Source organism: Mycobacterium nebraskense, assembly GCF_002102255.1.
GTDB classification, from domain to species: Bacteria; Actinomycetota; Actinomycetes; order Mycobacteriales; family Mycobacteriaceae; genus Mycobacterium; species Mycobacterium nebraskense.
In genome coordinates, this window is record NZ_LQPH01000129.1 from 106,583 (window position 1) to 130,688 (window position 24,106).

Annotated in this window: 22 protein-coding genes; 9 read left to right on the forward strand and 13 right to left on the reverse strand. The window is 68.6% G+C overall.

All coding sequences use genetic code 11. The features are described from left to right. Positions 1-4: 4 nt before the first annotated feature. Together AWC17_RS17435 and AWC17_RS17440 are read right to left on the reverse strand one after the other, a co-directional pair. Positions 5-229 (reverse strand): hypothetical protein, encoded by a 225-nt coding sequence (locus tag AWC17_RS17435; protein WP_046185336.1) that lies wholly within the window; start codon positions 227-229, stop codon positions 5-7. Between the two features lie 128 nt (positions 230-357). Then, positions 358-843: an SRPBCC family protein gene (locus AWC17_RS17440; RefSeq protein ID WP_046185332.1), complete on the reverse strand. Its 486-nt coding sequence runs from the start codon at positions 841-843 to the stop codon at positions 358-360. Positions 844-940: 97 nt separating this feature from the next. Here AWC17_RS17440 and AWC17_RS17445 point away from each other — a divergent pair, with 97 nt between their 5' ends. Beyond that, positions 941-1,972 carry an Rv2578c family radical SAM protein gene (locus AWC17_RS17445; protein ID WP_046185331.1) on the forward strand — a complete coding sequence of 344 codons (1,032 nt, stop codon included), beginning with the start codon at positions 941-943 and terminating at the stop codon, positions 1,970-1,972. 1 nt (position 1,973) lies between these two features. On the opposite strand, the gene AWC17_RS17450 is transcribed toward AWC17_RS17445, so the two are convergent. Next, the gene (locus AWC17_RS17450) at positions 1,974-3,572 is read right to left on the reverse strand and encodes a purple acid phosphatase family protein (protein WP_046185330.1); all 1,599 of its coding nucleotides are present in this window, start codon (positions 3,570-3,572) and stop codon (positions 1,974-1,976) included. A gap of 48 nt (positions 3,573-3,620) precedes the next feature. Beyond that, positions 3,621-4,466: a patatin-like phospholipase family protein gene (locus AWC17_RS17455; RefSeq protein ID WP_046185329.1), complete on the reverse strand. Its 846-nt coding sequence runs from the start codon at positions 4,464-4,466 to the stop codon at positions 3,621-3,623. A 62-nt stretch (positions 4,467-4,528) separates the two neighbouring features. On the opposite strand from AWC17_RS17455, the gene AWC17_RS17460 reads away from it, so the two are divergent. After that, positions 4,529-4,972: a hypothetical protein gene (locus tag AWC17_RS17460; RefSeq protein WP_046185328.1), complete on the forward strand. Its 444-nt coding sequence runs from the start codon at positions 4,529-4,531 to the stop codon at positions 4,970-4,972. A 78-nt stretch (positions 4,973-5,050) separates the two neighbouring features. Here AWC17_RS17460 and AWC17_RS17465 read toward each other — a convergent pair whose 3' ends face one another. Together AWC17_RS17465 and AWC17_RS17470 are read right to left on the reverse strand one after the other, a co-directional pair. After that, positions 5,051-6,664 (reverse strand): MFS transporter, encoded by a 1,614-nt coding sequence (locus tag AWC17_RS17465; RefSeq protein ID WP_244193501.1) that lies wholly within the window; start codon positions 6,662-6,664, stop codon positions 5,051-5,053. Between the two features lie 77 nt (positions 6,665-6,741). Beyond that, the gene (locus AWC17_RS17470; RefSeq protein ID WP_046183951.1) at positions 6,742-7,275 is read right to left on the reverse strand and encodes a helix-turn-helix domain-containing protein; all 534 of its coding nucleotides are present in this window, start codon (positions 7,273-7,275) and stop codon (positions 6,742-6,744) included. Between the two features lie 51 nt (positions 7,276-7,326). Between AWC17_RS17470 and AWC17_RS17475 the strand changes: the two genes are divergently transcribed. Both AWC17_RS17475 and AWC17_RS17480 read left to right on the forward strand, forming a co-directional pair. After that, positions 7,327-8,112, forward strand: a complete 786-nt coding sequence (locus AWC17_RS17475; RefSeq protein WP_046183952.1) for an aldolase — start codon at positions 7,327-7,329, stop codon at positions 8,110-8,112. Between the two features lie 33 nt (positions 8,113-8,145). Beyond that, positions 8,146-9,015: a dihydrodipicolinate synthase family protein gene (locus tag AWC17_RS17480; protein ID WP_046183953.1), complete on the forward strand. Its 870-nt coding sequence runs from the start codon at positions 8,146-8,148 to the stop codon at positions 9,013-9,015. Here the strand turns inward: AWC17_RS17480 and ypfJ are convergent. Genes ypfJ through AWC17_RS17495 form a run of 3 tightly spaced genes read right to left on the reverse strand, consistent with a single transcriptional unit; the run spans position 9,012 to position 11,309 of the window. Beyond that, positions 9,012-9,887: a KPN_02809 family neutral zinc metallopeptidase gene (ypfJ, locus tag AWC17_RS17485; protein WP_046183954.1), complete on the reverse strand. Its 876-nt coding sequence runs from the start codon at positions 9,885-9,887 to the stop codon at positions 9,012-9,014. The genes AWC17_RS17480 and ypfJ overlap by 4 nt on opposite strands. Positions 9,888-9,896: 9 nt before the next feature. Further along, complete coding sequence (locus AWC17_RS17490) at positions 9,897-10,400, reverse strand: SRPBCC family protein (protein WP_046183955.1); 504 nt, start codon at positions 10,398-10,400, stop codon at positions 9,897-9,899. Between the two features lie 9 nt (positions 10,401-10,409). Then, the gene (locus AWC17_RS17495; RefSeq protein WP_197083406.1) at positions 10,410-11,309 is read right to left on the reverse strand and encodes an oxidoreductase; all 900 of its coding nucleotides are present in this window, start codon (positions 11,307-11,309) and stop codon (positions 10,410-10,412) included. A gap of 56 nt (positions 11,310-11,365) precedes the next feature. On the opposite strand from AWC17_RS17495, the gene aspS reads away from it, so the two are divergent. The 3 genes from aspS to AWC17_RS17510 are packed head-to-tail and all read left to right on the forward strand — an operon-like array spanning position 11,366 to position 14,646. After that, positions 11,366-13,147, forward strand: coding sequence for an aspartate--tRNA ligase (gene aspS, locus AWC17_RS17500; RefSeq protein WP_141224664.1), 1,782 nt, complete (start codon positions 11,366-11,368; stop codon positions 13,145-13,147). After that, the gene (locus AWC17_RS17505) at positions 13,144-13,575 is read left to right on the forward strand and encodes a nitroreductase family deazaflavin-dependent oxidoreductase (RefSeq protein ID WP_046183956.1); all 432 of its coding nucleotides are present in this window, start codon (positions 13,144-13,146) and stop codon (positions 13,573-13,575) included. Before aspS ends, AWC17_RS17505 begins: the two co-directional genes overlap by 4 nt. Positions 13,576-13,578: 3 nt before the next feature. Next, entirely contained in the window at positions 13,579-14,646 is a 1,068-nt protein-coding gene (locus AWC17_RS17510) for an FUSC family protein (RefSeq protein ID WP_046183957.1), read from the forward strand. A gap of 4 nt (positions 14,647-14,650) precedes the next feature. Here the strand turns inward: AWC17_RS17510 and AWC17_RS17515 are convergent, their stop codons facing one another. Then, complete coding sequence (locus AWC17_RS17515; RefSeq protein ID WP_046183958.1) at positions 14,651-15,040, reverse strand: MmcQ/YjbR family DNA-binding protein; 390 nt, start codon at positions 15,038-15,040, stop codon at positions 14,651-14,653. 91 nt (positions 15,041-15,131) lie between these two features. Here AWC17_RS17515 and AWC17_RS17520 point away from each other — a divergent pair, with 91 nt between their 5' ends. Together AWC17_RS17520 and AWC17_RS17525 are read left to right on the forward strand one after the other, a co-directional pair. Then, the gene (locus AWC17_RS17520) at positions 15,132-16,073 is read left to right on the forward strand and encodes a transglutaminase family protein (protein WP_231588576.1); all 942 of its coding nucleotides are present in this window, start codon (positions 15,132-15,134) and stop codon (positions 16,071-16,073) included. Then, the gene (locus AWC17_RS17525; RefSeq protein WP_046183959.1) at positions 16,066-17,121 is read left to right on the forward strand and encodes a zinc-binding metallopeptidase family protein; all 1,056 of its coding nucleotides are present in this window, start codon (positions 16,066-16,068) and stop codon (positions 17,119-17,121) included. Before AWC17_RS17520 ends, AWC17_RS17525 begins: the two co-directional genes overlap by 8 nt. A gap of 130 nt (positions 17,122-17,251) precedes the next feature. On the opposite strand, the gene AWC17_RS17530 is transcribed toward AWC17_RS17525, so the two are convergent. The 3 genes from AWC17_RS17530 to AWC17_RS17540 form a co-directional block, all read right to left on the reverse strand. Next, positions 17,252-19,924 (reverse strand): circularly permuted type 2 ATP-grasp protein, encoded by a 2,673-nt coding sequence (locus tag AWC17_RS17530; protein ID WP_085164890.1) that lies wholly within the window; start codon positions 19,922-19,924, stop codon positions 17,252-17,254. Next, complete coding sequence (locus AWC17_RS17535) at positions 19,924-23,244, reverse strand: transglutaminase family protein (protein WP_046183961.1); 3,321 nt, start codon at positions 23,242-23,244, stop codon at positions 19,924-19,926. Before AWC17_RS17535 ends, AWC17_RS17530 begins: the two co-directional genes overlap by 1 nt. Positions 23,245-23,334: 90 nt before the next feature. Next, positions 23,335-24,106 (reverse strand): hypothetical protein (locus AWC17_RS17540; protein WP_208618376.1); only part of this gene is annotated, 772 nt, incomplete at its 5' end.

Consider the following 24,106-nt stretch of genomic DNA (forward strand, 5'->3'; position numbering starts at 1 on the left):
CGTGTTATTTCTTGCTCGGAATGACGATAACGACGATCAATGTGAGGATAGAAAAGAACAGCCCAAGAATTCCCCAGCCCAGCGGGTTGCGGCCCTTCGTCATTGCGATGATTGCGCACACAATTGCGGCGATTACGCTGCCGATGGCGACGAAGATTCCCTTGATACCGCGAAGGATAAAGCCCGCCGCGAGTGGGTCCGAACTCGCCAAAATCACTTGGTGCAACATGTCAGGTCCTTTCGTGAGGGGCCCTGAGGTCATACCCGCCCGAATGCGCGATAAAACCGCACCCAAGATTGACAGGGTCACATGTTCCGGGAAGAAACACCGCGAGCGACGACCGTTTTGCCGGCGAGTTATCCCCTTGGATAACCGCGGCGCACCGTACGGTCGAGAATTCCCAGAGTCGCGCGCAATGCGCCTTCGGACAGGATCGGGAAGATTCCGGCTTCCCGCCACTTCGGGTCGATGTTCGACCAGTCGTAGAACGAGGTAACCACGGTGGCCGAGCCGTCTTCGGTCGGCTGGAGCTGATAACCGTAGACATGGCCGATCGGCGGCTGGATCTGGCCGAGAACCGTCCATGCAATCAGGCGATCCGGTTCGAACTGTGTGATGTCGACGGTGACGTCGTATTTGCCGAATTGCGGAAAGTCGTTCAACGCCTCGCGATCCATGTGCACGACGAACCGGTCGCCGACGCCGCTTACCGGGTCGCCTTCCGCGTCCTGGAGCATCCCGGACGAGTCGATCGCGACGTGGCCCTGCGGGTCGCACAGCACGGCGAAGATCTCCGGCGCCGCCGCCGCGATTGTGCGCTGAGTCTCGATCCGTTCGGTCATGAGCCCTCACAGCCGGCGTAGATGGGACACGATCGTCGCTTACTCTCCGCCCCTTCGGGGCGCTTGACAACCAATCGAACTATTGTTCGAATAGATCATGCGCTGGGCGGGCCAGGCCGTCGCGGTCAACGGGGAGCCCGTCGAGGACGGGGCACTGCCGGGGCTGCAGCGGATCGGCTTTGTCCGAAGCGTGCGCGCACCGCAGTTCGAGGGGATCACGTTTCACGAGGTGCTGTGCAAGTCCGCGCTCAACAAGGTGCCGGACGCTTCCGTGCTGCCCTTCCGGTACACCGTCAACGGCTACCGCGGCTGCTCGCACGCGTGCCGCTATTGCTCCGCCCGGCCCACCCACGAATATCTGGACTTCAACTGCGGCACCGACTTCGACAGTCAGGTCATCGTCAAGACCAACGTGGTCGAGGTGCTCCGCCGCGAGTTGCGCCGGCCGTCGTGGCGGCGCGAGACCGTCGCACTGGGCACCAACACCGACCCCTACCAGCGGGCCGAGGGGCGCTACGCGCTGATGCCGGGCATCATCGGTGCCCTCGCCGAATCCGGTACACCGCTGTCGATCCTGACCAAGGGCACGCTGCTGCGGCGCGACCTGCCGTTGATCGCCGATGCGGCGGAACGGGTTCCGCTGTCGGTGGCGGTGTCGCTGGCCGTCGGTGACGCGGACCTGCATCGAGACGTCGAGCCCGGCACGCCCACGCCGCAGGCGCGGCTGGGACTGATCGCCGCGATCCGCGAGGCCGGCCTGGACTGTCACGTGATGGTGGCGCCGGTGCTGCCGCAGCTGACCGACTCCGTCGAGCACCTCGATCGACTGCTGGGCCAGATCGCGGCGGCCGGCGCCACCGGTGTCACGGTCTTCGGCCTGCACCTGCGCGGTTCGACCCGCGGCTGGTTCATGTCCTGGCTGGTCCGCTCGCATCCCGAGCTCGTGGGCCACTACCGCGAGCTGTACCGGCGCGGGGCGTACCTGCCGCCCGGCTACCGCGAGATGTTGCGGGGACGGGCCGCGCCGCTGATCGCGAAATATCGGCTGGGTGGCGATCAGCGCTCGTTCCGGCAGCCTCTCGCGGCGACCCGGGCGGAGCCCCAACCCGTTCAGGCGACGCTGTTTTGAGCTAAGCCGGCAACGCGGCGCGCGGCTTGGTCAGCGTGAACTGGTCCACCACCGTCACGGCGCCGAACGGCCCGCTCAGCGCGTAGTGTGTGGCCTTGATCGAGGTGTTGCCGCCGGGCTGGCCCGGGTCCACGTCGAACGCCGCGAAGCCGTAGGGATGGTCCCGATCCCGGAAGGCGGACCAGGGCGCGTCCTCCATGACGTAGACCGGCGCCTTATGGCCGAGCCCGGGGTCGAACGGGCCGACACCGGTCAACACGCGGCAGCGCGGCTCGGGGAAGATGAACCCGTTGGTGGGCGCGGACGTGCCGCCGCCGCCGATGACGACGTGCACCGTTCCCTTGGTGGAATCGATGACGTCGTTGCGGGTGTCCACCGGTCTCGGCGTTCGGGTGTCGGTCTGCAGCGTGCCGCGCAGCGGGTGCGACCGCTCGTAATGGTGTTCGTGGCCGCACACCACCAGGTCGACCTGGTACTGGTCGAACAGCGGGAGCCATTCCTCGCGGATCCCCAGGTCGGCCCCGTTGGCAGGCCCACCGGCGGTGGAGATCGCCGTCTGGTGCATGCACACGACGATCCAATCGATATCCGGATCGCGCCGCGCAGCGGCGAGTTCGGCTGCCAGCCAACGCCTTTGCTCCCCACCGGAGTAGCCGTGCACGTAGAAATTGCCGCCGTCCTGAAACGCCACATCGTCGTTGTTCAGGCTGATCACCCGCACCGAGCCGGCGGTGAACGAGTACCACAGTCCGCGAGTCTCGGGGCTCGATCCCGAGTCGGGAACCGCGAAGTACGTCTGATAGGCGCCGTAACCGATAGGGCCGTTGCCCAACTCGTTTTCGTGGTTGCCCGCCGCCGGCATCCACGGCCGGTAGCGCGCCGAGCGGGTGTTGTTCTCGAACCAGGCCGACCAGGTGCGGATCCGGTCTTGGGCCAGGTTGGCGTAGCACAGGTCGCCGTTGACCAGGTTGAACAGCGGCGCCATGCGCTCGACCGCCAGGGTCGTGTCGGCGGACGCGGGCGACCCGATGTTGTCGGTGCCGTACGTGCCGTCGGGCAACTGCTCCAGCGTCGGCGTGGACTGATCGCCAAAACTGGTGAAGCGAAACGGCTTTCGTCCCGACGGTGCGGTGCGGATGGTGCCCATCTCGGGCTGCGCGCCGTCGTGCACCGCCGCGTACACGTAGTCGGTGTCCGGGGTCAAGTTCGACAGACGGGCGTGGTTCACCCGAATTTCGGTGTTGGACTTGGCGTCGCGGTAGGTGCGGGTTTCGGCCGCGACGGTCCGTCCGAGGCCCGACGTCGGCGTGCCGAAGACGACGCGCGGATTCCGGACGGCGTCGACGGTGTGCCAGGACACCACCACCTCGGAGCCGGCATGCCGGCCGAACTGCAGGTGCAGCCCGGTCACCGGCGGTGCGCCGTTGCGGCTCGGCTGGTACCAGAGCGCGGGCGCACGGGGATGGGACCACACCATGGCGGCCCCGCCCCCCACGCCCGCGCCGAGGGCGACCGAGACCGCACTGGTCGTCAACAACCTGCGGCGGCTGATGCCGGGGGACGCATCACCGCCGCGGGAGTGTGCGGGATCGTCGACCACTCCTGCTTCATACCCGAGTGGGGTGAACGTCCGCGGAACGGGCTCCCGCTAGTGGCGGTGCGGCTCGAGCAATCCGGCCTGGCCGGTGGACGGGGGACGGCCCGCCAGCCACTCGCGGGTGGCCTCGTGCGATCGCGCGATAAGCGTTGCGGCGTGCGAGAAGTCAGCCCCGGAGATGGCGACCGGGCAGAGCGGCCTGATGACGCGCAGGTCGACCGCTTGCTCGAAGCGCTCGACGTCGACGGCCAGGCGATGATTCACGGCGAGGGTCATGGCGTGCAACGCCATGTTGACCGCCGTCTTCGGCGATGCGGGCAGGGCGCACGAGTAGCCGGTCGGCAGCACCCAGACCCGGTCGGCGCCCAACGCGACGGCGTGCGATACCGGCGCGTTGTTCACGACACCCCCGTCCATCAGGTCGCGCCCGTTGACCCGCACCGGCGGGAACACGCCGGGAATGGCGGCGCTGGCCGTGATCGCGTCGATGGCGTTTCCCGACGACAGCAGGACATCGCCGCCGGAGATCACGTCGGTGGCCACCACATGCAGCGGGATCGGCGCATCCTCGAGCTTGGTGAACTCCAATTTGTCGGCCAGCATCCGTCGCAACCCGATGTTGGGGACCAGGTGCGACCGGCGGCCCAACATGCCCATCGCGCCGGCGATCGGGTGAGCGGGGAAGATGTCCTTTCGCGACAACGACGTCCACAGGTCGGCGAGTCCGCGGATCCCCGCGCGATCGGGCCGGGAGGCGATCCATCCGCCATTGACCGCGCCGACGGATGTACCGACGATGAGGTCGGGGCGTTCCCCCTCGTCGACCAGGGCGAGCAGCATCCCGACGTGGATCGCGCCGAGGCTGGCCCCGCCGGACAACACGAAGGCTGTGGGCACACATGCATAGTAGGGGCCTTTTCTACGCGTAGCGCCGTAACGAATTGGGTAGCGTTTTCGATATGACGAACGTGCGAATAGTGACGACGGGGGTCGCGGTGGCGACGTTTGCGGCGGCCGCAGCGGTGGCCGTCACGCCCGCGACCTCATCTGCGGATCCCGCCGGCCACCAGGTGACCTATACCATCACCACCACCGGCAACCTCACCGGCAACGTCCGCTACATGAACACCGATCCCCCCAGCCAGGCGGCCTTCAACGCCAACTCGTCGCAGTACTTGAACAGCGTGCAGACGGCGTTCACCGCGGGGCAGCCGCTGGTGTACAACACGACCCTGGCCGACCCGAACCAGTGGGCGTTCGTGAACGCGAGCGGTGGATGTCACTGGCCGGACTGCGATTCGTCGAACACGCCGCAGATCCAATGCCAGATCGCCGTCGACGGCCAGGTCGTGGTGACGCAGAGCGCCACCACCGGGGTCACCTGCTCGACGCGGCCCTGGTGAGTCGGCCGGCGAACACGTAGGGCCAGCGGTCTTCGCACCCGGCGCAGGTTTCGCTGAAAGCAAACACCGTGCCGCCGTTCATCGGTGCACCCGCAATGCGAGGTAGTACTCGTGCCGCCGGGTGCGGTCGAGGGTGTAGCCCACCGCCTTCGCCACCCCATCGTGGTCGGACTCCAACCAGCGCTCGGTGTGCTGGCGTTCGAATTCGGTCCACGACGGCACGGTGAACCTCTCGAGGACCGTGTCGGGATGTTCCAGGCTGTGATACAGCCCCCAGCTGTGGCCCCCCGTTCGCAGCCGCGAGCGCCTGACCGCGCTCATCGCCTCGACGAAGTCTTCGAGGGTGTCCGTCGCCACTCGATAATGGAAGGTCACCAGCACGGGTCCATCGTTCGGGCAGGGCTCGAACACCACCATCGGTGTCGGCCATGCCCGCGAGATGTCGCGGCTCAGCTTCCCTGTTTCCGGCCGCAACCCGAGCGGGACGACGCTGAGGGCGGTGACGCCCAGCAACACCGCCGACAGCGTCAGCGCCACGCCAAGCCCTTCCCGCGTGGCCACGACACCCCAAAGATACGAGCCGATCGCCTGAGATCCCGTGAAGACCAGCAGGTACATCGCCAATCCGCGGGCCCGAACCCATCGCGGCAGATGCAGCTGCGCCGCGGCGTTCAGCGTCGTCAGCGTGATCAGCCAGGTCGTCCCCGACAACACCAAGAAGGGCGCCGCCGCGGCGAACGGCAGCCAGACCACGGCGAGCGCGGCGGCGCCGTACGCGGCCGCGCATCCGGCCAGCAGCGTGTTGGGCGGCAGCTTCTGCCGGAATGGTGCGGGAACCGCGACGGCGAGCACCGCGCCAAACCCGATGGCGCCCAGCGCCACACCGTAGCCACCGGCCCCCAGGTGCCAGGTGTTGGCGGCGGTCACCGGTAAGAGGGCCAACAGGGCCGATGCGGGGAAGACGAAAAGGGCCGCGCGCAGCAGGATCCTGCGGAAGATCGGACCGTTGGCCGCGTAGGCCAATCCGGTCAGGATCGCCTGGCCGAGGTGTTCGCGTTCGACGGGCGCGATCCGCTTGGGCCGTCGCCAGGCCGCCAGGGCAATGATGATGCCCACGAACGAGATCGCGTTGATCGTGAAGACCGCTGCCGGACCGGCCAGGGCCAGGACGATGCCGCCGATGGCGGGTCCGACGACTCGGGCGATGTTGACCGAGACGCTGGCCAAAGTCGCGGCGGCCGTGATCTGCTCGCGTGGGACGACCTCGGGTTGGATCGCCTGCCAGGCCGGTGCCGTCACCGCGGAGGCGACGCCGATGGCCAAGGTGAACAGCAGCAGCGCCGTCGGGGTGAGGTGGCCGAGGTAGGTCAGCCCCGCCAACGCCAGCGCCACCAAGACGGCATACGACTGCAGGACCATCAGCAACCGTCGCTGGTCGAACACGTCGGCCAGCGCGCCGGCGAACAGTGCCAACAGGAGCGTCGGGCCGAGGCTAGCGGTCTGGACCAGTGCCACGACGGTGGGACTGCTGTGACCTTCCACCAGGAACCACTGCGCCGCAACGCTTTGCATCCAGGTGCCGACGTTGGAGACGAACTGCGCGATGAACAGGGCGCGGTAAACCGGGTTGCGCAACGGCGTCCATACCGACATTTCCGCGGTGTCGGTGCGCTCTTGCGTCATATCCGACATACGGGCAACGCCTTTCGCGTCGTGCGGCGGGGTAGAAGTCTAAGACACGCACCCGACGCGCGCATGACGGCGCGGTGTCACCGCCGGGCGCGGGCGCCGGGCTCGTGGGCGACGACGACGACCTCGGCCGGTTGGGCGCCGACGGCCCGGATCGTGTGGCTGACCGACGCGTCGAAATAGGCGCTGTCGCCGGAGCCGAGCGTGATCGTCTGGTCGCCGTAATCGAGTTCGACGCTGCCGGCGTGCACGAACATGAATTCCTGGCCCCCGTGCTCGGGGCGGGGATCGTCGGCCGGCTCTTCGGTCGGGCGAACCACGAACGGCGACATGGACTTACCCAGCAGCGAGGACGCCAGCACCCGATAGCGCTGACCGTCGGCGCCGCCAGGCGCCCGGTCGACGGCGATCTTCTCCTGCGCCGCCTCGTCGGAGAACAACCGCCCGACGTCGACGTCGAGAGCCTTGGCCACCTTGAGGGCCACCGCGATCGATGGGGTGCTCTGCTGGCGTTCGATTTTGGACAGGTAGCTCTTGGTCAACCCGGTTTGTTCGGCCAGCGCCTCCAGGGTGAGGCCGCGTTGGTTGCGGACCGCGCGTAGCAGTGCTGTCACAGGCGATGCCTCCGATGACACAAGGTTTCCTATTCTGTTACATTGTGTCATATGGCCAGCACGTTCACCGACTCCAAAGCCGAACTGATGCGTCGCGCCGCCGAGCAGTTGACGGCCAACCTCGGCGATTCCCAGCTGACCACCCGGCAGAAGCTCGCGCTGACCTGTCGCGCGCTGTTCGACGCCGGGCACGACTCGGGGCTGGCGGGGCAGATCACCGCCCGTGCCGACGCCGACGGCACCTACTACACCCAGCGGTTGGGCCTCGGGTTCGACGAGATCACCGACGCCAACCTGCTGTTGGTGGACGAGGATCTCAACGTCCTCGACGGTGACGGAATGCCTAACCCCGCCAACCGTTTTCACAGCTGGATCTACCGCGCCCGGCCCGACGTGCAGTGCATCGTGCACACCCACCCGTTCCACGTGGCGGCGCTGTCGATGCTGGAGGTGCCGTTGGTCGTCTCCCATATGGACACCACGCCGCTCTACGGCGACTGCGCCTTCCTCGCCGAGTGGCCGGGCGTGCCGGTCGGCAACGAGGAGGGGGAGATCATCACCGCCGCCCTCGGCGACAAGAAGGCGGTGCTGCTGGCGCACCACGGCCAGGTGGTGGCCGGCGCCAGCATCGAGGAGGCGTGCTCGTTGTCGGTCCTGATCGAGCGCGCCGCCAAGCTGCAGCTGGCCGCCATGGCCGCCGGCATCGTCAAAGAGCTGCCCGAGAAACTGGCCCGCGAGGCCCACGACTGGACACTGTCACCCCAGCGCAGCCGGGCCAACTTCGCCTACTACGCCCGTCGCGCCCTGGCCCGGCATCCGGACGCACTCACCAATTAAGGCCCCGTTCAACGAGATTCGAGGAGTTCGCCCGTGCCCGAGATCCACGGCATCATCGCCTACCCGGTGACTCCCTTCGCCGACGAAGGCATCGATACCGAACGGCTGGCCGCGCTGGTCGATCGGCTCGTGTCCGCCGGCGTCCACGCGATCGCGCCGCTGGGCAGCACCGGCGAACTGGCCTATCTGGACGAACCCGAGTTCGACGCCGTGGTCGACACCACGATCGCCACGGTGGCCGGCCGGGTGCCCGTGATCGTGGGCGTGTCAGATGTGACCACCGCCAAGACCATTCGGCGTGCCCAGTATGGGCAGCGGGCCGGCGCCGACGCGGTGATGATCCTGCCGGTGTCCTACTGGAAGCTCAGCGAACGGGAGATCGTCCAGCACTACCGGAGCGTCAGCGACGCCATTTCCATCCCGATCATGGCCTACAACAACCCGGCCACCAGCGGCGTCGACATGCCGCCCGAGCTGCTGGTCCGCATGTTCGAGACCATCGCCAACGTAACCATGATCAAGGAATCCACCGGTGACCTGACCCGGATGCAACGCATCGACGAGCTGTCCGGCGGCCGGTTGCCCTTCTACAACGGCAGCAACCCGTTGGTGCTCGACGCGCTGCGGGCCGGCGCCTCCGGATGGTGCACGGCCGCACCGAATCTGCGGCCCCAGCCCTGCATCGACCTGTACGAGGCGGTGCGCGCGGGCGACCTCGACAAGGCTCAGGCCCTCTACGACGACCTCAAGCCGCTGCTGCAGTTCATCGTCGCCGGGGGACTGGCCACCACGGTGAAGGCCGGTCTGGAATTGCTCGGCTTCCCGGTCGGGAATCCGCGTGCGCCGCTGCTGCCGCTCGACGCGCAGGGGCGCGCCGAGCTGAAGGAACTGCTCGCCGGCTAGCCCAGGCTGGGGGCGTCGAACGTGTCGCACTGCTTCGGGTCGCCGGTCTGGTAGCCGACGGTGAACCAATGCTGCCGTTGCTCCGACGAACCGTGCGTCCAGGACTCGGGATTGACCCGTCCGGTCGCTTCCTTCTGAATGCGGTCATCGCCCACCGACGCCGCGGCCGACAGCGCGTCTTGGATGTCCTGGTCGCTCAAGGGCTGCAGGTAGGGCACGCCGGTGCTCTCCTGCTTGACGGTCGACGCGTAGTGCGCCCAGATGCCGGCGTAGCAGTCCGCCTGTAGCTCCGTGCGCACGCCGTTGCCGCCGGCGCCCTTCGCCCCTTGCTGGGAGCGGCCCAGGACGCCCTGCAATTGCTGCACGTGGTGGCCGTATTCGTGGGCGACCACGTACTCCTGCGCGAACGGCCCACCGCTGGAACCGAATTTATCGACCAGCTCCTGGAAGAAGTCGGTGTCGAAGTACGCCGTCTGGTCGACCGGGCAGTAGAACGGCCCCACCGCGGTGGTGGCCGGTCCGCAGCCGGTGTCCACCGAACCGGTGAACAGGCGCACGTGCGGGCGGGTGTACCTGGGCATCAGCTGGTGCCACACCGCGTCCACGGAGTTGCCGGTGGCGACCACCCGGCACTGCACGTACTTGTTGGCGTCGGCCCCGGTCCTGCACTGGTTCAGGTCGAAGCCGGGCGCCGAGTAGCCGCCCGTGTTCGTCTGCTGCTGGTTCAGCACGCGGCCAGGATCGACGCCCAACAACAACGCCCCGATCAGGATGAGCAGCCCGAGGCCGCCGCCCCCGAGGGCCATCCCCATGCCGCCGCCGGACGAGGACGCGGTGCTGGTGTCGATCTGCATACCCTCGTTGAAGGTCATGGCACGCTCCTAATGTTGCTGGGTCGTGGAGTAGCGGGCGTCGGTGTAGCGGCGCAGGTTGCGCAGAAATCGGCGAATCCCCAGATCCAGCAGCGGCCCCGCCACGTACATGGCCAGCCGCGCCGGGCCCGCGGGCTTTTGCGCCATCGTCCACGTCAGCCGGCACCCACCCGGGATGACCTCCACCCGGTAATCCTCGGCGAACGCGGCGACGGCTTGCGTCGAGCATTCGTTGAACCGAAAAGCCATGTGGGTGAACGGCTCCCACGCGAGAAACTCTTCGTTGCCGACCATGCCGCCGCGCATCTCGACGGCGCGGGTGGTGCCCACGCCGCGCGGCTCGGGGCTGGTCCAGGTCACCTTGGTGATCACGCTTGCCCAGCGCGGCCAGGCCTCGGCGTCGGCGAGCACCTCGAACAGCTGCTCGGGCGTGATGGCGAGGTCGACGCTGTTGCCGAACACGAAAGGCGCGGTATCGATGAAGCTCACGTCGACGCGCTCGCAGGGGAACATGAAATTAATCTAGCCGGGGCCGTCGCTCGCCGCGGCCAGTAACGGCACCACGACGTCGCTGATCGGCGTCGCCAGGTTATGGGCGCGGGCCTTGCGGATGATCACCCCGTTGCGGATGTCCCACTCCATTCGCCGGTGGTTCTCCCGGTCGGCCAGGATCGAGGTGCTCATGTCCTCGGGTACGTGACGGAACATCTCGGCCAACTCGTCGACGATGCCATCGGGCAGCCGGGCGTCCTCGGCCCGCGCGACCGCCAGACACTCGGCGACGTAGCGGCGCGACAGTTCGGCGACATCGTCGCGGCGGAACATGCCGGATCGCCGTCCCGACAGCGCCATGAACCCCGCCAGCGCATTGGTGAGCAGCTTGCGCCAGGCCGCGGTGATGAAGTCGGGGTCGCAGTCCACCCGGCACCCGGCGCCGCGCAACAGCTCGGCGATCGTCTGCGCGGACGGCCCGCTGGGCAGCACCAGTCGGGCCTCGGTGCGCAGCCGCACCCACCCCGCGGGCTGAGTCTCGGCGGAATACCACACGATGCCCGGGACCACCGGCGACGACGGGCAATGCGGCTGCACCTGCTCGACCTGCTCCACACCGTTCTGCAGTACGGCGACGATCGTGTGCACGTCACAAAGGCGGGCCAGCCATCCGGCCGCCGCGTCGTTCTGGGTGGCCTTGACCGCGAGCACCACCACGTCGACGGGGCCGGTGACCTCGCTGGGATCGGTGCGCACCGGGCCGGGCACCACGATCGGATCCGCGCCGTCGGGCCGCAATTCGATGCCGTCCCGGGGGGTATGACCGCACACCAGCACCGAATGTCCGGCCTTGTGCAGCAGCGCGGCGATCGTCGTGCCGACGGCGCCGGGGCCGACTAGTGCGATTTTGGTTGGGGGGTTGGTGGCAATAGCACCGAAAGTACCTGCTCTAGACTGGTCACTCGTCCAAAGCCTGCTGAAAGGGAGTGTTTGTGCTGCGCAGCCACGCCGCCGGATCGCTGAGAAGTAGCGACGCCGGGCAGCAGGTGACGTTGGCCGGCTGGGTGGGCCGCCGCCGCGACCACGGCGGCGTCATCTTCATCGATCTGCGCGACGCCTCCGGTATCGCGCAGGTGGTGTTCCGCAATGCCGATGTGCTGGCTCAGGCGCACCGGTTGCGCGCCGAGTTCTGCGTCGCGGTCACCGGTGTCGTCGAGATCCGCCCGGAGGGCAACGCCAACCCCGAGATCGCCACCGGCGACATCGAGGTCAACGTCGCCTCGCTGAACGTGCTCGGCGAGAGCGCGCCGTTGCCGTTCCAGCTCGACGAACCCGCCGGCGAGGAGCTGCGGCTGAAGTACCGCTACCTCGACCTGCGCCGCGACGGACCTGCCGCGGCACTTCGCTTGCGCTCCAACGTGAATGCCGCCGCCCGTTCGGTGTTGGCGGGCCACGACTTCGTCGAGATCGAGACGCCGACGATCACCCGCTCGACGCCGGAAGGCGCACGCGACTTCCTGGTGCCGGCCCGGCTGCACCCCGGCTCGTTCTACGCCCTGCCGCAGAGCCCGCAGCTGTTCAAGCAGTTGCTGATGGTCGCCGGGATGGAGCGCTACTACCAAATCGCCCGCTGCTACCGCGACGAGGATTTCCGCGCCGACCGTCAGCCCGAGTTCACCCAGCTCGACATGGAGATGAGCTTCGTCGACGCCGAGGACGTCATCGCGATCTCCGAGGAGATCCTGACCGCGCTGTGGGCATTGATCGGATACCAGGTCCCGACGCCCATCCCGCGGATCACCTATGCGGATGCGATGCGACGGTTCGGCTCGGACAAGCCGGACATGCGGTTCGGGCTGGAGCTCGTCGAGTGTGCAGAGTTCTTCAAAGACACCACGTTTCGTGTCTTCCAGGCACCGTATGTCGGTGCGGTCGTGATGCCCGGCGGGGCGTCACAGCCGCGGCGCACGCTGGATGGCTGGCAGGAGTGGGCCAAGCAGCGCGGGCACCGCGGGCTGGCCTACGTGCTGGTCGGTGACGACGGCACGCTCGGTGGGCCAGTCGCCAAGAACCTCAGCGACGCCGAACGTGACGGGCTGGCCGCACACGTCGGGGCGAAGCCGGGGGACTGCATCTTCTTCTCGGCCGGGCCGCCGAAGTCGTCGCGGGCCTTGTTGGGCGCCGCCCGCGGGGAGATCGCCAGCCGGCTCGACATGATCGACCCGGACGCGTGGGCGTTCGTCTGGGTGGTGGACCCGCCGCTGTTCGAGCCCGCCGACGAGGCGACCGCCGCCGGTGAGGTGGCCGTCGGTTCCGGCGCGTGGACCGCGGTGCATCACGCATTCACCTCGCCCAAACCCGAATACGCCGATGTGGTCGACACCGACCCCGGCAACGTGCTGGCCGACGCCTACGACATCGTCTGCAACGGCAACGAGATCGGTGGCGGGTCGATACGTATCCACCGCCGCGACATCCAGGAACGCGTGTTCGCCGTGATGGGCCTGGACCAGGCCGAGGCCGAAGAAAAATTCGGATTCCTGTTGGAGGCGTTCACCTTTGGCGCACCGCCACACGGCGGAATCGCCTTCGGCTGGGACCGGATCAACGCGCTGCTGTCCCGGGTCGACTCGATCCGCGAGGTGATCGCGTTCCCGAAGACCGGCGGCGGCGTCGACCCGCTCACCGATGCGCCCGCGCCGATCACCGCCCAGCAGCGCAAGGAGTCCGGAATAGACGCCAAGCCTGAGAAGGTTGACCGGGCATGACCGAAATGCCGGACACACAGACCATCAACGCGTTCAACAAGAGCATCATCGACGAGTTCCGGACCAACGCCGGCAAGGTGGGCGGCCAGTTCGAGAACGCCGACCTGCTCTTGCTCACCACGACGGGCGCCAAGTCCGGACAGTCCCGGATCTCGCCACTGGCCTACTTCCGCATCGACGGCAGGCTGATCGTCATCGGCTCCTTCGCCGGCTCCCCCGTCAGTCCGGCGTGGGTGCACAACCTGCGGGCCAACCCGCAGGCGCGTGTCGAGATGGGCACCGAGGAGTTCGCCGTCACGGCGCGCGAGCTGCCGTCCGACGAGCGCGACGCGCTCTTCGAGAAGGTCACCGCCGCTGCACCCGGCTTCGCCGAATACCAGTCCAAGACCAGCCGCGTCATTCCGTTGTTCGAGTTAAACCGGACCTAGCCAGTGGGCACGTCGTGGCGGGCGGGGCCAGCGTGGGTTCTCGCCGCCGCGCGTGCGGGCAGCAAACGGCTGCGGGTGGTGTGGTTCAACCTGGTGCAGACCGCGGTGGCCGCAGGCCTGTCCTGGTACCTAGCTCACGATGTCCTGGGACACCCGCAGCCGTTCTTCGCGCCGATCGCCGCCGCGGTGTCGTTGTCGACCAGCAACGTGCTCCGCGCGCAACGCGCCGTCCAGATGATGGTCGGGGTAACCCTGGGGATCGGGCTCGGCTCGGTGGTGCAGGGGCTGCTGGGGCCCGGGGCCGTGCCCATCGCGGTCGCCGCATTGGTCGCGCTGGCCGCCGCGGTGTTCATCGGGGGCGGATTCATCGGGCACGGGATGATGTTCGCCAACCAGACCGTGGTGTCGGCGATCCTGGTGCTGGCCCTCTACCGCGGCGGCGTCGGTTGGGAACGCATCTTCGACGCCCTGATCGGCGGGGCGGTGGCCATCGTCTTCGCCGTCTTGCTGTTCCCCGCGGACCCGCTGAGGGTGCTGCGCGATGCGCGCGTCGGCGTGCTCGGCGTGCTGCACGACGTGTTGTCGCGTGCCGCGGACGTCGCCGTCGGACGCAAGGCACCGCCGACCGACTGGCCGCTGACGGCGGTCGACCGAGTGCACGAACGGCTCAGTGGACTGCTCGAGGCGCGCACCACCGCCCGCCACGTGGTCACCATTGCCCCGCGACGGTGGGGCCTGCGGGACACCATCCAGGCCGCCGAGCACCAGGCCGTGCACGTGGCGCTGCTGGCCGGTTCGGTGCTGCAACTTGCCCGCGCCGTCGCCCCCAACGCGGACGGCTGCCGCGAGGCGCTTCCGCCGCCCGTGCACATGGTGTTGGTGGTGCTGGCGGCCGCGACCGCGCTCGCTGATCGCGATCCGGCCGGCGCGTGCGCGTACACCGCGTCCGCGCGTCATCACGCTTCGGAATTGCAGTCGGGCGCGCGTGAGAAAACGCAGTTGATCCTCGCCGACGTCGTCAGCGCCTGCGTCGACGACCTGCAACGGGTCATCGACCTTCGGCACGTGTGACCGGTCAGCGTGAGTCGGCCAAGAACTCCTGGACCAACTTCCTCGGGGCCTGCGTCAGCCACGCCTCGGTGATGAGCTCCTCGAGGTCGCGGACCGAGATCGCGGGCAGCTTGACCAGCACCGCCGGGTAGCCGTCGAAATGCGGTGTCGTGAAATAGACGTCCGGCTCGTCGGCGATCAACCCGAACTTGACCCCCTCGTCGGACACCCGCACGCCGAGGATGTCGCCCTCGGGCGGCTCCGACCCGTCGCGTGCCAGGGCCTCGCGTTCGGACGACCGCAGCGGCCGCTCCCAGGCCAGCAACTTCTTGCCGACCCGCCAGTCATGCGGTGACGGCTCGGAGGTGAGTGCCAGCTCACGAATGATGCGGGCGACGTCGTACCACGTGGCCACATCTCGATTGTGCTCCCGTTTTGGTACGTGTGCCGCCGTATTGGCAAACGGTTTCGCGTCGCGGACGGCGCGTAACGGTCCGGTGTGTGATGTGATCAGCCTTGTGTCTGAAGCTGACGCCGGGGGCACCCGCCGCCATCGAGTCACCCACCGCACCGAGTACCGGTATTCCGACGTCGTGACCAGCTCCTACGGCCGCGGATTTCTCACCCCGCGAGATTTGGTGCGGCAGCGTTGCGTCGCGCACCGGCTGACCATCGACCCCACCCCGGCCGACATCTCCACCAGCGGCGACGTGTACGGCAACATCAGCTCCTACTTCCACGTCACCGAGCCGCACCACACCCTGACCGTCACCAGCGACTCCATCGTCGACGTGTATCCGCCGGCTCCCGGGCTCTACACCAGCGGCCCGGCGGTGCAACCGTGGGAGGCGGCCCGCCCGACGGGAGGCAGGGGGGCGCTCGCCGCCGAATTCACCCTCGACCTGAATCCTCCCGAGATCACCGACGAGGTCCGCGAATACGCGGCGCCCAGCTTCGCTCCGGGGCGCCCGCTGGTCGACGTGCTGCGCGACCTCGCGTCGCGGATTTTCGCCGACTTCGCCTACCGGTCGGGGTCGACGACGATTTCCACCGGGGTAAATGAGGTTCTGGCTGCCCGGGAAGGGGTATGTCAGGACTTTGCACGGCTGGCAATCGCCTGCCTGCGCGCCAAAGGTCTTGCGGCCAGCTACGTGTCCGGCTACCTGGCCACCGACCCGCCACCGGGGAAGGATCGAATGATCGGTATTGACGCCACCCATGCCTGGGCGGCGGTGTGGACACCTCAGGAGCCCGGCCAGTTCGAATGGCTGGGTCTGGATCCCACGAACGACCAGCTGGTCGACGAGCGCTACATCATCGTGGGACGCGGCCGCGACTACGCCGACGTGCCGCCCCTGCGGGGCATCATCTACACCGAATCGGAACACAGCGTGATCGACGTCGCCGTCGACGTGGTGCCCTTCGAGGGGGATGTGCTCCATGCGTGACTTCAACTGCCCCAACTGCGGCCAGCGCCTGACGTTCGAGAACTCCACCTGCCTGAACTGTGGTAGCGCGCTGGGGTTTTCGCTCGACCAGATGGCACTGCTGGTGATCGCCGAGGAGAACACCGGCGAGCACGCCGGTTTCGTGGACGCCGCCGAGTATCAACTGTGCGCCAATCTGCAACTGGCCGAATGCAATTGGCTGGTGCCTGTCAACAATCCCCGGCTGCTGTGCACGTCCTGCGCGCTGACCACCGTGCGGCCCAACGATGCCGACACCGCCGGCCTGGCCGAGTTCGCCCGGGCCGAGGCGGCCAAGCGGCGGCTGATCGCCGAGCTGCACGAGCTGAAGCTGCCGATCGTCGGGCGCGACGAAGATCCCGAGCAGGGATTGGCCTTCCACCTGCTGTCCAGCGCGCACGAGAACGTGATGACCGGGCACGACAACGGCGTCATCACCCTGGATCTGGCCGAGGGCGACGACGTGCACCGCGAGCAGCTGCGGGTGGAGATGGAGGAGCCGTACCGCACCCTGCTGGGACACTTCCGGCACGAGATCGGGCACTACTACTTCTACCGGCTGATCGCCCCGTCCAGCGACCACCTGGCGCGCTTCAACGAGCTGTTCGGTGACCCCGACGCCGACTACCAGGAGGCGCTGGACCGCCACTACAGCGAGGGGCCACTTGAGGACTGGCAGGAACAATTCGTGTCGTCGTACGCGACCATGCATCCCGCCGAGGACTGGGCGGAGACGTTCGCCCACTACCTGCACATCCGCGACACCCTGGACACCTCGGCGTGGTGCGGCTTCGCGTCGGCGTCGGCGACCTTCGACCGGCCGGCGTTGGGGCCCAGCGCCTTTCAGACGATCATCGACATGTGGCTGCCGCTGTCGTGGTCGCTGAACATGGTGAACCGGTCGATGGGCCACGACGACCTGTACCCGTTCGTCCTGCCGGTCGCCGTACTGGAGAAGATGAAGTTCATCTACACCGTGATCGACGAGGTGACCTCGGAGGCCAGGGGACCGGCCGCTATCGCGGGTTAACGGCGATCGCGAGCGCGGCGAAGCCGGGCGAAGCGGGTCGCCGCCATCGCGGGCTAATGGCGATCGCGAGCGCGGCGAAGCCGGGCGAAGCGGGTCGCCGCCATCGCGGGTAAGTGTGATTGCCTTGCGGTTAGGCCGGCATCACCCGGCGTACGTCGGGGCCCCACAGCGGTTGCATGCCACCGGGCAGCGCCAATTGCGTGGTGGTGATGACCTCGGCCAGCTCGCGCAATTCGCCGTGCACCGAACCGAGCAGCTCGGCCAGCTCCGCACGCACACCGTCGGCGCTGACGACTTCCAGCTCGGCGGGGTGCGAGCGGCGCAGCAGGGTGCCGATCTCGTCCACCAACCGCTCCGGGCGCGACGAACCCGACGCCCCGGGCAGGTCCTTGAGGTTGGCCCGCAGCCGCTCCACTTGATACAGCAACGACCGCGGGTTCTGCGCGTCGAACAGCATCAGCTCGGCCACGGCGGCGACGCTGACCTTGCCCACGGTGCGGCGCCGATAGATGACCGAGGACTCGCAAGCCACCAGCATCGCCTCGATGATCGCCTGTTCGGCGGCGACCCGGCGGACGGCGGTCAGCGTGGCCCGCAGCAGCGCGGTCAGCCAGAGGCCGCGCTCTATGCGCTTGCCGATGTCCATCATCGTCCAGCCCACGTCGCGCACCATCGACTCGCCGGCCACGCCCGACAACGTCAGCATCCCGGACAGCGTCTGCACCTGGGCCGCCGCCAGTAGCGCGTCGGCCTCGGCCAGCGAATCCGGCGGCTCCTGCCGCTGGGCCAGCGCGCGCTCCACCCCGGCCAGCACCATCCAGGTGTCGTTGGACATCTGGTCGCGCACCGCCCTGGCGGCCAGCGCCAAACCTTCCACCGACTGCACCAGGGATCCGGGCTGGTCCGGGTCCACGGTCAGGGACCACAGCGTCGAGGGGGCGACAGCGATCATCTCGGCCCCGTCACTGGCACTGGCCTCGGCCTCGGCGTCGGTCCCGGTGATCCGGCCCAGCGCGGCCATCAGCACCGGCACGCACTCGCTTTCCTCGGTGTGCTGCTGATGCCGGTAGACGTGGAACCTGTCGCGGGTGACGAGCAGCAGCCGCGCCATGTTCTCCGCACGCTCGCCGTAGCGGCCGATCCAGAAGAGGTCGGACAGCACACGCGGCGAGCTGACGCCCCAGGTGCCCGCCGCCGTCTTCGCCGGCGGTGCGGGCGACGGCAGGCTCACCGCCTCGGCCCGCGCACGCTCCGTCGGGCGCACCCAAACATCCTTCGCGGCAACGGTTTGCAGCGTGAACGCGGCCGGTCCGGGCGCCAGCACGTAGCCGACGCCGCCGATCATCGGGGCGTACCCGCCGCGCTGGGCGACGTTGAACAACCGGATGCCGACCCCGGCCGACGACAACACCCCGGCATGGTCGGTGGGCGCCGACGAGAACTGCGGCAGCTCCTGGCCGATCCACTGCCACGGCATCTTCTCGATGCGGGCGGCCAACTGTGCCAGCTGATAAGACGAAAGGGTCGGCCCGACAAGAGTTTCCCCGCCGATGGTGGACTTCACCAGCAGCGACGACAGATTCGCCAGCAGATGCGAGCGTTCGCCGGCGCTGCCGCCCCAGTAGACCGGCGCGGTGTGCAGCAGCGGGGCCTCGGAGAGCAGGTGCTCGGACAGCTGCGGCAAAAACCGAAGCAGCCCAGGGTTTTCCAGGATTCCGCTGCCCAGCGTGTTGACTACGGTCACCGTCCCGCGGTGTGACGCCTCCACCAGACCGACCACGCCGAGCCGGGAGTCTGCGCGCAGATCGAGCGGGTCGGCGTATTCGGCGTCGACCCGGCGAAGGACGACGTCGACTCGTTTCAAGGTGCCCAGCGACCGCATCCACAACTTGCCGTCGCGCACCACCAAGTCCGCGCTCTCCACCAACGGGAAACCCAGCAGCGTGGCCAGATACGCCTGGTCGAAGGCGGTTTCGGAGAAGATACCCGGGCTGAGCACCACCACCACCGGATCCTGCGCGTCGTCGGGTGCGGCGTCGATCAGCGCCAGCCGCAGCGCCTGGGCGAACGGCGTCGTCGGTCGCGGCACGATCCGTTCGTAGAGATCGGGAACCGAGTGCGCGACAACGCGCCGGTCGGCCAGCGCGTAGCCGGCGCCCGACGGCGCCTGCGTCCAGTCGGCGTTGACCTGAAAGGTGCCGTTCGGTAGCCGGCTGACGTCGCAGGCGTGCAGGAAAAGCTGGTGATGCCCGGGCACTTCGATGCCATTGGCGGCGCGCACGTAACCGGGATGGGCGAACAGCAGCTCCGGTGGCAGCACGCCGTCGGTGAGCAGGCTGCGCGGCCCATACAGGTCGGCGAGCACCGCGTCGAGCAGCCGGGACCGCTGCACCAGCCCGGCCTCCAGCACCTCCCACTCGGCGGCCGACAACACGATCGGCAGCGTGTCCAAGATCCACGGCCGCGGCTCCAGGCCATGCACGCCGGGATCGACGTCGGTGTAGGTGATGCCGTCGCTGTCGATCAGGCTGCGCACCACCGAGCGCAGCCGGTCCAGCCCCGCCCGGCCGCGCTCCGCGATGGTGTCGGCCAGCTCCGTCCAGGCCGGCCGCACGTTCCCGTCCCGGTCGACGAATTCGTCGTAGCCGGCGGCCGGGCCGTGCCGTAGATCGAAGAGCGCCTCTTGGGCGCGCGCGGCCCGGTACCCGGCCAGCAGGCGGTCGGTGTCGTAGCGGTCTTCGTGGCGGCCACCGGTGGCCGCCTTGGCTGCACCGCCGCCGAATGTCATGTCCGCGAACGCCATTACTGCTGCACGGTACGCACGCGGCGCAGGTCGAGGATGCCCGGCGCGCCGATGTCGGTGGAGATGCGCGCCTGTTTTTCCCGGATGTCGGACAGGTCGAGCTTGCCGGGGGTGAAGCCGGTCGCCTCGAAGCGGCGGGCGCGCCGGGCCTCGGCCTCGACGGCGTTGACGGGCGGCTCGTCGTAGGCCCGCCCACCGGGATGCGCGACGTGATAGGTGCAGCCGCCGCGCGACGTGCCCGTCGTCAGGTCGATCAGCTCGAACTGCAACGGCACGTCGGTGCTGATGGTCGGGTGCAGCGCGCTCGGCGGCTGCCAGGCCTTGAACCGCACCCCGCCCACGTGGATGTCGGGGTTGTCGGTCGCTAGCAGCGGCACCGGGTAGCCGTTGACCGTCACCACGTAGCGGTGGCGGTCGGCGCCGATGATGCGGATCTGGATGCGCTCGACCGACGAGTCGACGTAGCGGGCCGTGCCGGTGGCGGTGGCCTCCTCGCCGAGGGTGTTCCACGGCTCGATCGCCCCGCGCAGCTCGATCTCCACGCCGTCGAACACCGCGGTGCCGATGCGCGGGAAGCGGAATTCGGTGAACGGGTCCAGCCAGCTGGTCTCGAACGCGATGCCGTGTGCGCGCAGGTCGGCCGCCACGTTGGCGATGTCGTGAATCAAGAAGTGCGGCAACAGGTATCGCCCGTGCAGGTTGGCGCCGTGCCGGATCAGCGGCGCGCGCAGCGGCTCGTCCCAGAACCATGCCACCAGCGAGCGCACCAGCAGCGACTGCACCATCGCCATGCGCAGGTGCGGGGGCATCTCGAACCCGCGCAACTCCAGCAGGCCGAGCCGGCCGCGGGCGCTGTCGGGGCTGTACAGCTTGTCGATGCAGAACTCGGCGCGGTGGGTGTTGCCGGTGATGTCGGTCAGCAGGTGCCGCAGCGCGCGATCGACCACCCACGGTTTGGCTGTGCTCTTAAGGCCACCGCCTCCCAGCCGGGCGATCTCGGCGAACGCGATCTCGAGTTCGTACAGCGCCTCGGCGCGGCCCTCGTCGACCCGGGGGGCCTGCGAGGTGGTGCCGACGAACCGGCCGGCGAACAAATACGACAGCGACGGGTGCCGCTGCCAGTACGTCAGCAGCGAGACCAACAGATCCGGACGCCGCAGCAGCGGTGAGTCCGCGGGCGTGACGCCGCCGAGGGTGATGTGGTTGCCGCCGCCGGTACCGCCGTGGGTGCCGTCGACGTCGAAGGACTCTGTCGACAGCCGCGCAAGGCGAGCGCATTCATACAGGGTTTCGAGCTGCTGACTCTGTTCGGCGAAGCTGGCCGACGGCGCGACGTTGACCTCGATGACGCCAGGGTCGGGCGTGATCGTCGTCGAGCGCAGCCGAGGGTCCGGCGGGGGGTCGTAGCCCTCGATCACGACCGGGCAGCCGGCCTCGGCCGCCGCGGCCTCGACACGGGCGATCAGGTCGACGAAGTGTTCCAGCGCCTCGGTGGGCGGCATGAAGAGGTAGAGCAGCCCATCGCGAACTTCGGCGACCATCGCGGTGGGCGGCGCGGTGTCGGAGTCTTCCACCGCAGCGGTGCCCGACTCCGTCGACAGCGCGTCCCCGACGGTCTGCGGATCGGCGTCGAACGACGTGCGCGGCGGTCGCCAGCTGATGGAATCCAGCGGCAGTCGCAGGCCGGCCGGGGAATCGCCGTTCAGCAACACGATTCGGCCGCGACGCAGCCGCCAGTCGGCGCTGGCCCAGCCCAGGCCGTCGTCGCGGCGGTGCAGCGGCAACACGAAAGCGGCTGGTGCCGTGACGGATTCGTCGAGGCGGGCCAGCAGGGCGGCGCGACCGGCAGGGGAGTCCTGGTCGAGATCGTCAACCGGGTCCACCGGGTCGCCGGCGGGCTGCCGCACCTTGGCCGCCAGCCGGTGCAGCGGGTCCTCGTAGGCCGTCCGCACTTGCGAGAGCGGCAACCCCAGGCCGTCGGCGATCCCGGCGATCAGCCGGTGACCCGCGTCGCCATCGACCGGCGCCGGGCGGTCCATCCAGGGGTCGGCCAGCAGCGCTCCGTCGGTCCACAGCGGTCGCCCGTCGGTGCGCCAGTACAACGCGATCTGCCAGCGCGGCAACGGTTCTCCCGGATACCAGCGGCCCTGCCCGCGTTGCACCAACCCGTTCGGCGCCCACACCTTCTTCAGGCGCGCGGCCAGGTCGGAGGCGCGCTGCCGCTTGTGCGGGCCGTCAGCGGCCGTGGTCCACTCCTCGGCGACCGGGTTGTCCACCGAGACGAACGTCGGCTCACCACCGATGGTCAGCCGCGCGTCGGCGGCGGCCAGCAGCTCGTCGACGCGCTGGCCGACCTCGCAGATCGTGTGCCACGCGGCGTCGGTGTAGGGCAGCGTGACGCGGGGGTCCTCGTGGATGCGGGTGACGGTGTTGGAGAACTCCAGCACCGATTCGCACGGTTCGGTGCCGCCGCTGATGGGCGCCGCGGACGCCGGCTGCGGGGTGGCCGCCAGCGGGATGTGGCCCTCGCCGGCGAACAACCCCGACGTCGGGTCCAGCCCGATCCAGCCCGCGCCGGGGATGTACACCTCGGTCCAGGCGTGCAGGTCGGTGAAGTCGGCGGCGGGGCCCGATGGCCCGTCGAGCGCCTCCACGTCGGAAGCCAGCTGCACCAGATAGCCCGACACGAAGCGGGCGGCCAGCCCCAGCTGGCGCAGGGTCGACACCAATAGCCACGCCGAATCGCGGCACGAGCCGACCCCGGTGCGCAGCGTGTGATCCGGTGTCTGGACGCCGGGTTCCATCCGCACGCTGTAGGCGACGTCGGCGTTGACGGCGCGGTTGAGGGCGACCAGCAGGTCGATGGTGCGCGTGCCGTCCGGCACCGAGAAGTTGCGCACCCACGCCCGCGAGAGCTCGCCGGGACCCGAGCCGTCGCCGTCTTCGTCGACGGGCCGCCGGTAGGGCTCCAGGTCGTCGGACAGCTCCTTGGGGTACGTCAGCCCGTCCGCCGGCCACGTCTCGGCCCAGTCCTCGATGAAGAAGTCGAACGGGTTGATCACCTTGAGGTCGGCGATCAGCCCGACCGTGATGCTCAGTCGCCGCGTGGGATTCGGAAACACAAGGCGCGCAAGGAAATTGCCCACCGCGTCCTGCTGCCAGTTGATGAAGTGGTCGTCCGGCTCGATGCGCAGCGAGTACGCGTCAATCGGCGTGCGGCAATGGGGCGCGGGACGCAGCCGCACGACGTGCGGATACACCCGGACCGCCCGGTCAAAGGTGTAGCTGGTGCGGTGCTCCAGCGCGACTTTGATGCTCATGACAAGGTGATCACATCACAAGCGTCAGAAGGCCGCAGCACACCGCGGCCGCGGCTTACAGCGCCGTAACTTCGGACGAGGGCCGGCCGCTTACGCCGGCTGCGGCCCCGGCGGCGGACCCGGTTGGTAACCCGGCTGCGGCACGGGGACAACCTGGCCGCCGGTCAGCTTGCGGTAGCCGTAGATCACCACCAGGGACGCGACCGGGGCGGCGACCAACAGGCCGACGCCGCACGCCAGCGCGCCCACGATGAAGGACGCCACCGCGACCAGCCACACCAGCAGCGCATTGACGAAATTCGACCCGACGAGCGAGAAGCTGGACGTGAAGCCCTTGATCGCCGACTCCGACCGGTCGATCACGAACGGGACGGTGAACTGGGTGAAGATGCCCAGCACGAGACCCGGGACGAAGCAAAAGGCCGACGCGATCGAGGTGAGAACTTCGACTATCAGGACGGCGAGAAACACCATGCCGAGGTTGCGTGGCTTGAAGAACGAGCCGATGGTCACCGCGCGCCCGTCGGCGAGGTCGAGGCAGCCGGACAGGAATGCGGATTGCGCGAATGCGCTCACCGCGTACGCGACCAGGTAGCCGAGGGCCAGGAGCCCGTATCCGGGGCCGGTCAGGTTCGTCGTGAAGGTGAAGTCGTAGTCGTCGGAGCTCGTGCTGGCCGCGGTCATGTTTTGGCTCAGTGTGATCAGCGCGGTGGCCGCGCCGATCAGCAGCCCGTAGACCAGGGTGGGAACGAGCAACGCCACGGCGTTCTTGGTGAAGGTGTTCCACGCCCAGTTGAACGCCTCTCCCACGCTGAATGCGGGCTTGGGCGGGGCGCCGTAACCGGGGGGCGGGCCATAGCCC

Excerpts from the sequence above, each read along its gene's own strand:
- AWC17_RS17435 (WP_046185336.1), bottom strand. The coding sequence starts at position 229 with ATGTTGCACCAAGTGATTTTGGCGAGTTCGGACCCACTCGCGGCGGGC.
- AWC17_RS17440 (WP_046185332.1), bottom strand. The coding sequence starts at position 843 with ATGACCGAACGGATCGAGACTCAGCGCACAATCGCGGCGGCGGCGCCG.
- AWC17_RS17445 (WP_046185331.1), top strand. The coding sequence starts at position 941 with ATGCGCTGGGCGGGCCAGGCCGTCGCGGTCAACGGGGAGCCCGTCGAG.
- AWC17_RS17460 (WP_046185328.1), top strand. The coding sequence starts at position 4,529 with ATGACGAACGTGCGAATAGTGACGACGGGGGTCGCGGTGGCGACGTTT.
- AWC17_RS17465 (WP_244193501.1), bottom strand. The coding sequence starts at position 6,664 with ATGTCGGATATGACGCAAGAGCGCACCGACACCGCGGAAATGTCGGTA.
- AWC17_RS17475 (WP_046183952.1), top strand. The coding sequence starts at position 7,327 with ATGGCCAGCACGTTCACCGACTCCAAAGCCGAACTGATGCGTCGCGCC.
- ypfJ (WP_046183954.1), bottom strand. The coding sequence starts at position 9,887 with ATGACCTTCAACGAGGGTATGCAGATCGACACCAGCACCGCGTCCTCG.
- AWC17_RS17490 (WP_046183955.1), bottom strand. The coding sequence starts at position 10,400 with ATGTTCCCCTGCGAGCGCGTCGACGTGAGCTTCATCGATACCGCGCCT.
- AWC17_RS17505 (WP_046183956.1), top strand. The coding sequence starts at position 13,144 with ATGACCGAAATGCCGGACACACAGACCATCAACGCGTTCAACAAGAGC.
- AWC17_RS17525 (WP_046183959.1), top strand. The coding sequence starts at position 16,066 with ATGCGTGACTTCAACTGCCCCAACTGCGGCCAGCGCCTGACGTTCGAG.
- AWC17_RS17530 (WP_085164890.1), bottom strand. The coding sequence starts at position 19,924 with ATGGCGTTCGCGGACATGACATTCGGCGGCGGTGCAGCCAAGGCGGCC.
- AWC17_RS17535 (WP_046183961.1), bottom strand. The coding sequence starts at position 23,244 with ATGAGCATCAAAGTCGCGCTGGAGCACCGCACCAGCTACACCTTTGAC.